The sequence below is a fragment of the Pseudoclavibacter sp. AY1H1 genome (genome assembly GCF_002931055.1).
GTDB lineage: Bacteria > Actinomycetota > Actinomycetes > Actinomycetales > Microbacteriaceae > Pseudoclavibacter.
On sequence record NZ_PSXX01000021.1, the window covers coordinates 1 to 10,120 of the forward strand.

The window sequence follows — 10,120 nt, forward strand, 5'->3', positions numbered from 1 at the left end:
CCCCCGGCCCCCGCCCCCAGACGCCGAAAGCGGACTTGTGGTCGTCAACCGTGAGGGTTGACGACCATAAGTCCGCTTTGCGGTTCGCCCCGCTTTGGGGGCGTGGATGCTCGCGCTAGTTGAGTGCCGGGGTGTCGGTCGGGATGACCCCGTTGCCGTACAGGTCGATGGCGAGGTCGCGCAGCGCGCGCAGGGCGACCCGCTGCGTGAGCGGTCCGTAGGAGACGCGGGCGACGCCCAGCTCCTGGAACTCGGCGGCGGTGAGCGCGCCGGGGAGGCCGATGACGGACAGCTTGCCGGCGCCGAGGCCCTCGACGAGCGGCTCCACCGTCTCGCGCGTGACCGCGCCGGGGACGAAGACGAGGGACGCACCCGCGTCGAGGAACGCGCGACCGCGAGCGATGGCGTCGTCGATGCTCTCCGAGATGGGGCGCTCGCCGCCGCGCGCGATGGCGTCGGTGCGGGCGTTGAGCTGGAAGTTGACGCCCTCGGCTTCAGCGGCGCGGATGATCGCGGCGACGCGGGCGACGGACTCGTCGAACGGCCGCAGGCGGTCCTCGACGTTCGCCCCGACGATGCCGAGGCCGATCGCGCGACGGATGGTCTCTGCCGGGTCGTCGTAGCCGTCGTCGAGGTCTGCCGTGACGGGCAGGTCCACCGCATCCACGATGACCTTCGCGCCTGCGAGGGCGACGTCGAGCGACATGCCGCCGTCCGGGTAGCCGTACGACGCCGCGATCGAGTGGCCCGCGGTCGCGATGGCCTGCGTCTCCGGGAGTGCCGCGACCGTCTGGGCGCTGATCGCGTCCCACACGTTCACGACTCGGAGGATCTCCGGGGCCTGGTGAAGTTCAGCCAAACGGTTGGCGCGGTCGGCGGTGCTGACATGTGTCATCGTGCTGTCCTCTGCTCCTGCTGTCATGAAGTTGGGTCCTGCGGTGTCGGGGCTCGGTGCCCGGAACCGGCGGTGGGGACTTCCGCCGTCAACGTGTATACGCCACGCGGCTGGGGCGAGCCGGGATGCGGCGGCGCCCGCTGCGATCCGCCGCGCTCAGCGCTCGATCTGGGCGAAGTCGCTGAGCTCGCGGCGCGAGCGGGGCGAGCTGTCGCGGGCACGGATCTCCTCGCTCACGGCGTCGGAGTCGTCGTGCTGGCCGACGGCGATGACCGTGATCGGGGTGCGGCCCGCAGGCAGCTCGAGGGCCTCGGCGAGGGCATCCACGTGGATGCCACCCAGCTGGTGCGTGTGGAGGCCGCGCGACTGCGCCTCGATCGAGAGGTGTGCGGCGACCTGGCCCGCGTCGTATTCGGCCCAGCGCAGGGGCTTGCCGTCGCGTTCGTGCTCGACGGTGACCGCGATGAGCACGGATGCCCGGTCGGCCCAGGCGAGGTTGAACTCCATGAGCGTGCCGTAGATCTTGTCGAACGTCGCCGTGCCGCGGACTCCGGCGACGAGCGTCGTGGGCTGCGTGTTGCTCGCCGACGGAGCCCAGCGTCCCGCCTCGAAGATGGCCGTGAGGTCCTCGTCCGCGATGGCGTGGTTCGCGTCGAAGCCGCGGGGGCTCCAGCGGTCGGAGAGGGCATCGAGGATGGGGACGGAGGTCTCGTTGCGGACGGTCAGCTGCTCGGTCATGGGTCTCCGTTCGATGCGCGATGCGCGGGGTCTGTGGGGCGTGGTCGTTGCCACCCGAAGGTCAACAACCGCTTGTACCTGCAAGCTATTCCTGTGACCTGGGACCGCCGGGTTACATGACGCCGCGTTGCACCGACGAGGCTCGTCGGTGCAACGCGGGGAGCCTCACGCAGAGCGGCTGATCGTCGCCCGCACCGCCTCGACGACTCGCTCGGTGGTCATGCCTCGGGCTGCAAGCGCCTGGTCAGCGGGCGCCGAGAGGCCGAACTCGTCGATGCCGACGATCTCGCCGTGCACGCCGGCGAGGTCGTGCCAGCCGAACGAGGTCGCAGCCTCGACGATCACGCGGGCCGTGAGCTCGCTCGGGATGACGGCCTCGCGGTAGTCGGTGTCCTGGGCCGCGAACCACTCGCGGCTCGGCATGGAGACGACCCGGACGAGCACGCCCTCGGCGGCGAGACGCTCCGCGGACTCGAGCGCGAGTGCCACCTCGCTGCCCGTCGCGATGACGATTGCTGCGGGCGACTCGACATCCGAGACGACGTACCCGCCGCGGGGCACACCCGCGCGGACCGCGTCGGCCGGCAGGTCGAGGACCGGCACCCCCTGGCGACCGAGCACGAGCCCGCTCGGCCGTTCGCTGCGAACGATGGCGCTCCAGGCGGCCACGGTCTCGTTCGCGTCCGCGGGACGCACGACCGTGAAGCCGGGAATGGCGCGCAGGCTCGCGAGGTGCTCGATGGGCTGGTGCGTCGGCCCGTCCTGGCCGAGTGCGACCGAGTCGTGGGACCACACGTAGGTCACCGGCACCCCCATGAGCGAGGCCAGGCGGATGGAGGGGCGCTGGTAGTCGCTGAAGACGAGGAACGTGCCGGCGAAGACGCGCCAGCCGCCGGAGAGGGCGATGCCGTTCATGGCGGCGGCCATCGCGTGCTCCCTGACTCCCCAGTGGATGTTGCGGCCGGCGTAGGAGCCGAGCTCGGTGGACGCCGGAAGGAACGAGCCACCGTCGTGGATGGCCGTGCGGTTCGGTTCCGCGAGGTCCGCCGAGCCGCCCCAGAGCGAAGGAGTCGCCGCGGCGAGGGCCTGGATGGCGGCTCCGGACGCGTCTCGAGTGGACACGCTCGTGCCGACCTCGAACGAGGGCAGGAGGCTGTCCAGCTCGGTGGGCAGGTCGCGGGAGGCGAAGGCTGCGTGCGCGGCGGCGAGCTCCGGCCTGCCTGCCCGCCACGCTGCGGCGTCGTCATCCCAGCGTGCGTGCAGCTCGGCGCCGCGATCGACGGCCTTCCTCGCGGTGCGCAGGACATCGTCGGCGATCTCGAACGGCCCCGTCGTGACGCCGAGCACCTCCCGGAGAGCGGATGCCTCGACGGCACCCAGCGGTGCGCCGTGCGAGGCAGCGGTGCCGACGGCACCGGGGGAGGGGAACGCGATCTGCGACTTCACGATCACGAGGCGCGGCTTCCCGGCGGGGCCGGGGGTGCTGAGGCGCGCATCCACTGCGGCGGTGTCGACCTCGCCGTCGGCCCGGAGCTCGACCTCGTCGACGTGCCACCCCTGGGCGCGGAAGCGATCGGCGGTTCGTTCGCTGCTCGTCAGGCGGGTGTCGCCCTCGATCTGGATGTCGTTGTCGTCGTAGACCACGGTGAGGTTGTCGAGGCCGAGGCGGCCGGCGAGTGCGCCGGCTTCGTAGGAGATGCCCTCCTGCAGGTCGCCGTCGGAGGCCAGCACCCAGACGCGGCGGTCGAAGATCGACTCGCCAGCGTCCGCATCGGCGTCGAAGAGCGCGCGCTCGTGCGCGAACCCCATGGCCATGCCGACGGCCGTGCCGAGGCCCTGGCCGAGCGGTCCCGTGGTCGTCTCGACGCCTGCCGTGTGCCCGTATTCGGGGTGTCCCGGGGTGCGGGAGTCGAGGGTGCGGAACGCGCGGATGTCGTCGAGCGTGACGTCGTAGCCGGTCAGGTGCAGCTGCGTGTAGAGGAGGATGCTGGCGTGTCCGCAGGAGAGGACGAAGCGGTCGCGCCCGACCCACTCGGGGTCACGCGGGTCGTGGCGGATGTGCTTCTGGAAGAGCAGCGTCGCAAGCGGTGCGAGCGCGATCGCGGCGCCCGGGTGGCCGGATTTCGCCTGCTCGACGGCGTCGAGCGAGAGCAGTCGCGCGGCGATGACGACGTCGGCGTCGAGGTCGTTGTCGAGGGTCGCGTCGGGGGAGGGCTCCGTGATGAGTGTCATGGAGTGATTATGTCGTCATAATGACTTGGGAAGCAAGCCATGAGATGCCCGGAAAATCAGGGGTCGCTGTTCGGCGTTGCGCTCGGTCGAGCTTCGTGTCATCATGACGACATAACGAATGCAGTTGGCACGGATGAGCGCGAGGAGGCGATCATGGAGGCAAACGCCGGCACCAGCAAGTACCTGGCGGTGCGCAAGAGCCTGCTCGAGCGGGTATCGACGATGGAGATCGGCGAACGGCTCCCGGCCGAGCCGACACTGTGCGCCGAGTTCGAGGTGAGCCGCATCACGCTCCGGCACGCCGTCGACGGGCTCGTCCAGGATGGCAGGCTCACGCGAGAGCACGGACGAGGGACCTTCGTCTCCGAACCGCAGGCCGGCGTCCACTACCCCGAGCGATTCGCCGACGAGGTCACCGGCTTCCACCGTCAGCAGACCTCGGCAGGTCACACCGTCAAGACGCGTGTGCTCCGGCAGGGCCTCGCGCCGGCATCCGAGAGCATCGCGAAGCTCCTCGGCATCGACTTCGCCGCAACCGTCGTCGAACTCGTCCGCCTGCGCTACGTGAACGACCAGCTGCACCAGTACGTCGTCACGTACCTGCCCTACGAGCGCTTCCCCGACGCGCAGACCGCCGACTTCTCCGAGGCGTCCCTCTACGCGTACCTGAACGAGCGCTACGGCGTGACCCTGCACCGCAACGACCTCGTCGTCACCGTCGAGGAGGCGACTCCCGAGATCGCCCTCAACCTCGACATCCCCGTCGGGATGCGGCTCCTCGGGATCTCATCGACCGTGTTCGACGCCGACGGCAGGGCCGTTGCAGAAGGCACGGCCTGGCATACGCCGGAGAACAGCGAGATCTCACTGAGCCTGCGCTCGAGCGGCGCACCTTCACAGGAGGACTGACCGAACATGATCGACCATCTGACCCCCGAGAACATCCGCTTCGCCGACCACGTCGAAGGGTGGCGCGACGCGATCGAACTCGTCAGCGAACCCCTCCTCGAATCAGCCGCGATCACACGGCAGTACGTGGATGCGATGCTCGCGTCCATCGCGGCAGGCGGCACCTACATCGACCTCGGCTACGGCATCGCCCTGGCGCACTCGCGCCCCGAGCACGGCGTACTCGACACGGGCCTCTCGGCCCTCTGGGTTCGCCCCGCCGTGCTGCTCAACGACGAACCCGCGCATCCCATAACGCTCTTCTTCTGCCTCGCGGCGACCGACTCATCGAGTCACCTCGCCACCATGGCCAAGCTCGGAGAGCTCCTCACCGACGACGCAGCCCGCAACTCCCTGCTCGCTGCGACAACGACCGCCGAAGTCATGGCGGTCCTGAACGCAGGAGAACATCAATGACGAAATTCCTCGCAGTCTGCAGCTCGGGCCTCGGCAGCAGCTTCATGGTCCACCTCAACATCGAGAAGGTCCTCAAGGAGCTCGGCGTCACCGACGTGACCGTCGACCACGCCGACCTCGGCTCCGTGAGCCGCGGTGACGCCGACACCATCTTCGTCGGACGCGACATCGCGGAAGCAGCCCAGGACCTCGGCGACGTCGTCGCCCTCGACAGCATCATCGACCTGAACGAGCTGCGCGCCAAGGTCGGCGAGGCGCTCAGCCGCAACGGCATCGCGACCGCGTAGCCGGTCCCCTCCTTCTCCCCAACTTCCGGAGCGCTCTCCCGCGTCTTCGGCTCCATCGAAAGGACAGCATCCGATGGATGCAGTACTCGATGTCTTCTTGGACATCTTCACCCAGCCGGCCGTCATCGTCGCGCTCATCGCCCTGATCGGGCTCGCGGTCCAGGGCAAGGGCTTCAGCGACGTGCTGAAGGGCACGGTCCGCACGCTCGTCGGCTTCCTCGTGCTCGCGGCCGGCGCCGGCGTCGTCGTCGGGTCCCTCGACCCGTTCGGCGTGATGTTCCAGGCCGCCTTCGACGTGCAGGGCGTCGTGCCCAACAACGAGGCCATCGTCGCGCAGGTGCTGCTCGACTACGGTGCCGCGGCCGCGCTCATCTTCTTCTTCGGCATGGTCGTCAACATCTTCCTGGCCGCGACGACACGCTTCAAGTACGTCTACCTCTCGGGGCACGTGGCGTTCTACATCGCGGCGATGTTCGCCGTCATCTTCGGCGCGGCCGGATTCGAGCCGTGGGCCGTCATCCTCTGGGGCTCGATCGCCCAGGGCATCTACATGGTCGTCTCGCCGGCGCTCGTGCAGCCGTTCATGCGCAAGGTCACCGGCACCGATGACGTCGCCCTCGGCCACACGGGAGGCACCGGCATCGCGCTGAGCGGCCTCGTGGCCCTCGCGACCCGCGGCAAGGGAACCTCCAAGTCCACGGAGGACCTGAACTTCCCGAAGGGCCTCGGCTTCCTCCGCGACACCACGGTCATCGTCGCCATCTCGATGGCGATCATCTACGTCATCGTCGGCCTCTTCGCGGGAGCCGACTACATCGAGACCGAGCTGTCCGATGGCCAGAACTTCATCGTCTTCCTGCTCCTGCAGGCCGCGACGTTCTCGGCGGGCGTGTTCATCATCCTCGCCGGTGTCCGCGTCGTGCTGGCCGAGATCGTCCCCGCCTTCAAGGGCATCTCCGAGAAGCTCGTCAAGAACGCGAAGCCGGCGCTCGACGTGCCGATCGTCTTCACCTTCGCACCGAACGCCGTGCTCATCGGCTTCCTCTCGAGCTTCGTCGGCGGCATCGTCGCGATGCTCGCCATGGTCGGCATGGGAACGACGATCATCGTCCCGGGCGTCGTCGCGCACTTCATGACCGGCGCGGCATCCGGTGTCATCGGCAACGCTGCTGGCGGACGCCGTGGCGCAGTGCTCGGCGCTTTCGCGAACGGTATCGCGATCTCATTCCTGCCGCTGCTCCTGCTGCCGGTGCTCGGCGAGGTCGGCCTCGCGAACTCGACGTTCTCGGACGCCGACTACGGGGTCTTCGGTCTGCTGCTCGGCGGCCTCTCCATCGCCGGCGGCCAGATCGCCATCGTCGTGGGTCTCTTCGTCGCACTCGCCATCCTCTACACGCTCACCCTCGTGCTCGGTCGCCGCGACCGCGCGAAGCTGCGCGCCGAGGTCGCAGACATCGACGAGTCGGCGCAGCTCGGTTCGACCACGGCCTCGGCCGGAGCGTCCACCTCGACGGGTTCAGGCTCCCGCCGCTAAGGCAGCGCAACGCACGCGAGCAGGGCGGGAGCACACGCTCCCGCCCTGCTCGCGTCGCCGCCGGCCCCGCACCACGCTTCCTCCAGCTCTCGAAAGGGCACAGATGACCTCCACCGTCCACCCCGTCGCCGGGTTCCTGTTCGACTGCGACGGCGTCCTCGTAGACTCGCTCGAAGCCGCCGCGGTCGCCTGGGACGCGTGGTCTGAGACCCACGCGCCCGGCTACGACTTCCGCACGCAGGTCGAGCACGGCGTGCGCGCCGCGGACACCGTTGCGCAGCTGGTGTCGCCGGACTCCTTCGCCGGGGCCTTCGCCGCCCTCGAGGCCGCGGAGATCGCGGGAGCGGATGCGACGCTCGCCATCCCTGGCTCCATCGACCTCACGACGAGCATCCCCGACGCCAGCTTCGCCGTCGTCACCTCCGGTACCCGACCCCTCGCGGAGGCGAGACTGCTCGCAGCCGGCCACCGCGTCCCGGCCGCGCTCGTGACCGCCGAGAGCGTCACGAAGGGCAAGCCGGACGCCGAACCCTACCGGCGAGGAGCCGAGCTGCTCGGGCTCGACCCGGCCGACTGCGTCGCGCTCGAGGATGCCCCAGCGGGCGTGGAAGCGGCTCGAGCCGCGGGAGTCGGGTTCATCATCGGCGTCGGCGACCACCTCGAAGGTGCCATCGTCGACGCGCACGTTCTCGACCTCCGCGCGTTGAGCTACGAGGGCGGGCGCCTGACGATCGTCGACGCGCTCTAGAAGTTCCCACGCCGCCCGTCTTGCTCTCGCTGGGCGCATGAAGCATCGTTAGGCCATGTCGTCTCACGAGCACGCACTCTCCCACGGTCACCTCGGCGTCGACGTGCCCGACAGCCGTGGCCGCACCGGGCTCGACCAGGCCGGTCGCGAGCTGACCCGCAACCCGAACGTCGAGATCGAGAACGTCGAGGTCACCTCCGACGGGTGGCACGTGCTGCGGCGCACCACGTTCCGGTACCGCGGACGCGACGGCGAGTGGGCGACGCAGCAGCGCGAGACCTACGACCGCGGCAACGGCGCCACGATCCTCCTCTACGACCTCGAGAGCCGGAAAGTGCTGCTCGGCCGCCAGTTCCGCTACCCCGTCTACGTCAACGGGCACCCCGACGGCATGCTGCTCGAGACCGCGGCCGGCCTCCTCGACGGCGACTCGCCGGAAGACGCCATCCGCCGCGAAGCCGAGGAGGAGCTCGGCGTCGTCGTCGGCGAGGTGACGCCCGTCTTCGAGCTGTTCATGAGCCCGGGTTCCGTGACCGAGAGCATCCACTTCTTCGCGGCTCCCTGGTCGGCGGGCGCCCCGGTCACCGGTGGCGGCGGCGTCGAGGAGGAGGGCGAGGAGATCGAATCCGTCGCGCTCGACTTCGATGAGGCGCTTCGCATGGTCGCCAGCGGTGAGATCCAGGACGCCAAGACCGTGCTCCTCCTGCACTGGGCCGCCCTGAACCTGCCTTGGCCCGCCGCGAACGCCGACGCCCAAGGGGGAGCCCATGTCTGATTCGCTGTTCGAGGGCGTCAGCGCCTTCCCCCTCACACCCGTCACATCGACGGGCATCGATGCAGGCAGCTATGCGGCGCTCGTCGAACGGCTCCAGTCGGCCGGCGTCGACTCCATCAGCGCCCTCGGCTCGACCGGCAGCTACGCCTACCTCGACCTCGCCGAACGGGCAGCCGTCGCGAAGCTCACCGTCCAGCACGCTGGCGCCGTGCCCGTCATCGTCGGCATCGGCGCCCTCCGCACCCGCGACGTGCTCGAGAACCTGCGTTCCGCGGAGGACGCGGGGGCCTCGGCGGTCCTGCTCGCCCCCGTCTCCTACCAGCCCCTCACCGAAGACGAGGTGTACGGGCTGTACGAGGACGTGGCCGCCACCTCGGGCATCCCGATCATCGTCTACGACAACCCGACCACCACCGGGATCGTCGTGAGCGACGCCCTGCACGCGCGCATCGCCGGCCTCGACCTCGTGCGATCCATCAAGATCCCGCCGGCGTCCCTCGACGTCGCCCAGGTGAGCGCCCGCGTCACCGCCCTCCGCGACGAGGTCGGCTCGCCCATCTCCGTGGGCATCAGCGGAGACCCGTACGCGGCCGCCGGGCTGCTCGGCGGCTGCGACGTCTGGTACTCGGTGCTCGCGGGAGTGCTGCCCGAGCCCTGCCTCGCCATCACGCGAGCCGCCCTCGGCGGGGAAGCGGAACTCGCGATGAGCCTCTCCGCGCGGCTCGACCCGCTGTGGGAGCTGTTCCGCGCGCACGGCAGCTACCGGGTCGCATCCGCGATCGCCGCCCAGCTCGGTCTCGTGCCGACCGTGAACCTCCCGCGGCCAGTCCACGAGCTCGACGCCGCGGGGCAACGAGCCGTCGCCGGCGCACTCCGCGCTCTCTGAGGTGGGCAGCATGAGCCGTGAGTGACATCGTCAGCCTCGAGCTGCTGTTCGACACCGCTACGGAGACGCAGATCCGGGAGGAGTGGCGGCTGCTGCAGGAGCTGGGCGTGTCCAGCATGGGCGCGCACACCGGGGCGAGCAACCGTCCGCACCTGTCGTTGCTCGTTCGCAGTGCCTCGCCAGATGAGGTGCGGGGCGAGGGGGAGGGTACCGAGGCGGCCTCTGGTCAGGGTGATCCTGGCGGGCCGCCGTTGCTCGACGTCGATGCCGTCCGGGATGCAGTAGCCAGGCTGCCGATCGCCCTCACGCTCGGCGGGCCGCAGCTGTTCACGTCCGGAGCGCGCGCCGTCCTGGCCCGAAGCGTCGTGCCATCCGCTGGCCTGCTCGAGTTCCACGCCGAGCTGCACGCGCGTGCGGGCGACGCGGAGATCGCAGTCGACCTGCCGCACACGGTGCCCGGGGCCTGGACGCCGCACGTCACGCTCGCCCGGCGCCTGAGGCTCGCCGACCTGGAGCGGGTGGTGTCCGCGCTCGAGCTGGCGCCGCTGCCCGCACTCGCCACCGAGCTTCGGCTCTGGGATGCGCGCGTCGCCACCGTCCAGCTGCTGGGCGGCTCCTGACCCCCGCGCCCCGCCCTTGCCCCCTCTCTCCGCTCCGCAC

The 10,120-nt window shown here is 70.0% G+C and carries 11 protein-coding genes; 8 read left to right on the top strand and 3 right to left on the bottom strand.

Annotated elements, in window-relative coordinates; all coding sequences use genetic code 11:
* Positions 1 to 115: 115 nt before the first annotated feature.
* The 3 genes from C5E05_RS19575 to tkt all read right to left on the bottom strand — a co-directional run bounded on the left by C5E05_RS19575 (position 116) and on the right by tkt (position 3,865).
* The gene (locus tag C5E05_RS19575; protein ID WP_104305663.1) at positions 116 to 895 is read right to left on the bottom strand and encodes an isocitrate lyase/phosphoenolpyruvate mutase family protein; all 780 of its coding nucleotides are present in this window, start codon (positions 893 to 895) and stop codon (positions 116 to 118) included.
* Between the two features lie 156 nt (positions 896 to 1,051).
* Positions 1,052 to 1,633, bottom strand: coding sequence for a nitroreductase family protein (locus tag C5E05_RS19580; protein ID WP_104301009.1), 582 nt, complete (start codon positions 1,631 to 1,633; stop codon positions 1,052 to 1,054).
* A gap of 165 nt (positions 1,634 to 1,798) precedes the next feature.
* The gene (tkt, locus tag C5E05_RS19585; protein ID WP_104342902.1) at positions 1,799 to 3,865 is read right to left on the bottom strand and encodes a transketolase; all 2,067 of its coding nucleotides are present in this window, start codon (positions 3,863 to 3,865) and stop codon (positions 1,799 to 1,801) included.
* A 153-nt stretch (positions 3,866 to 4,018) separates the two neighbouring features.
* On the opposite strand from tkt, the gene C5E05_RS19590 reads away from it, so the two are divergent.
* The 8 genes from C5E05_RS19590 to C5E05_RS19625 all read left to right on the top strand — a co-directional run bounded on the left by C5E05_RS19590 (position 4,019) and on the right by C5E05_RS19625 (position 10,080).
* Positions 4,019 to 4,774 carry a GntR family transcriptional regulator gene (locus C5E05_RS19590; protein ID WP_160070625.1) on the top strand — a complete coding sequence of 252 codons (756 nt, stop codon included), beginning with the start codon at positions 4,019 to 4,021 and terminating at the stop codon, positions 4,772 to 4,774.
* A 6-nt stretch (positions 4,775 to 4,780) separates the two neighbouring features.
* Positions 4,781 to 5,230: a PTS sugar transporter subunit IIA gene (locus tag C5E05_RS19595; RefSeq protein ID WP_104342903.1), complete on the top strand. Its 450-nt coding sequence runs from the start codon at positions 4,781 to 4,783 to the stop codon at positions 5,228 to 5,230.
* Positions 5,227 to 5,517, top strand: a complete 291-nt coding sequence (locus C5E05_RS19600; RefSeq protein ID WP_104244953.1) for a PTS sugar transporter subunit IIB — start codon at positions 5,227 to 5,229, stop codon at positions 5,515 to 5,517. The genes C5E05_RS19595 and C5E05_RS19600 overlap by 4 nt, the downstream gene beginning before the upstream one ends.
* Before the next feature lie 73 nt (positions 5,518 to 5,590).
* Positions 5,591 to 7,051, top strand: coding sequence for a PTS ascorbate transporter subunit IIC (locus C5E05_RS19605; protein WP_104244955.1), 1,461 nt, complete (start codon positions 5,591 to 5,593; stop codon positions 7,049 to 7,051).
* 103 nt (positions 7,052 to 7,154) lie between these two features.
* Positions 7,155 to 7,799: an HAD-IA family hydrolase gene (locus tag C5E05_RS19610; protein WP_104342904.1), complete on the top strand. Its 645-nt coding sequence runs from the start codon at positions 7,155 to 7,157 to the stop codon at positions 7,797 to 7,799.
* Between the two features lie 55 nt (positions 7,800 to 7,854).
* Positions 7,855 to 8,574, top strand: coding sequence for an NUDIX domain-containing protein (locus tag C5E05_RS19615; protein ID WP_104244959.1), 720 nt, complete (start codon positions 7,855 to 7,857; stop codon positions 8,572 to 8,574).
* The gene (locus C5E05_RS19620; RefSeq protein WP_258063565.1) at positions 8,567 to 9,460 is read left to right on the top strand and encodes a dihydrodipicolinate synthase family protein; all 894 of its coding nucleotides are present in this window, start codon (positions 8,567 to 8,569) and stop codon (positions 9,458 to 9,460) included. Before C5E05_RS19615 ends, C5E05_RS19620 begins: the two co-directional genes overlap by 8 nt.
* 17 nt (positions 9,461 to 9,477) lie before the next feature.
* Positions 9,478 to 10,080, top strand: a complete 603-nt coding sequence (locus C5E05_RS19625; RefSeq protein WP_104342905.1) for a 2'-5' RNA ligase family protein — start codon at positions 9,478 to 9,480, stop codon at positions 10,078 to 10,080.
* Positions 10,081 to 10,120 lie beyond the last annotated feature (40 nt).